Source organism: Rhodopirellula maiorica SM1, assembly GCF_000346295.1.
GTDB classification, from domain to species: Bacteria; Planctomycetota; Planctomycetia; order Pirellulales; family Pirellulaceae; genus Novipirellula; species Novipirellula maiorica.
On record NZ_ANOG01001105.1, the window covers coordinates 1 to 679 of the forward strand.

Sequence of the window (679 nt, forward strand, 5' to 3'; positions counted from 1 at the left end):
GTTGTCGCAGGTGAGATCGCGATCGTCCCAGGATTCACAACTACTTCGTCGTCGTTGGTGATCGTTCCTGTTGCCGCCGCAGCAGTGCCAACGTCATAAGAGGTGGTATCGACGACGGTCAGTACGATCGTCTCATTTGGCTCGACGGTGGTATCGTCAATCGGATTGACGCTGACGGTCGCAGAGGACTGGCCGGCCGGAATGGTCACGCTGCCTGAGAGCGCGGAAAAGTCGCTGCCCGAGGTCGCGGTGCCGCTAACCGAGTAGTTCACCGTCAGCGCGGATGTGGTAGCGCCCGTTCGCGTAAAGGTGTAGACCAATGTACCAGTGCCGTCTTCGTTAACGGCTGTCGGTGCTACCGCGACGGTAACGACCGGTGTGACCGGATCCGCATCATCGTTGGTGATCGTGCCGGTCGCTGCACCTGCCGCACCCACATCGTAGGTCGCCGTATCTGTAATCGTCAGGATGATTGTTTCATCCGGTTCAACAACCGAATCGTCGGTCGGATTGACGCTAAGGGTTGCGGACGACTGTCCCGCAGGAATGGTGATCGTGCCGGAAAGTGCGGCGAAATCGCTGCCGGACGTTGCTGTCCCGCTGACGGTGTAGCTAACCGCCAACGCATCGGTGGTCGCACCGGTTCGGGCAAAGGTGTAAACCAACGTTCCCGATCCAT

Annotated in this window: 1 protein-coding gene; it reads right to left on the bottom strand. The window is 59.2% G+C overall.

The features are described 5' to 3' along the window. Positions 1 to 665 (bottom strand): Calx-beta domain-containing protein (locus tag RMSM_RS35705; RefSeq protein WP_315850168.1); only part of this gene is annotated, 665 nt, incomplete at its 3' end. Positions 666 to 679 lie beyond the last annotated feature (14 nt).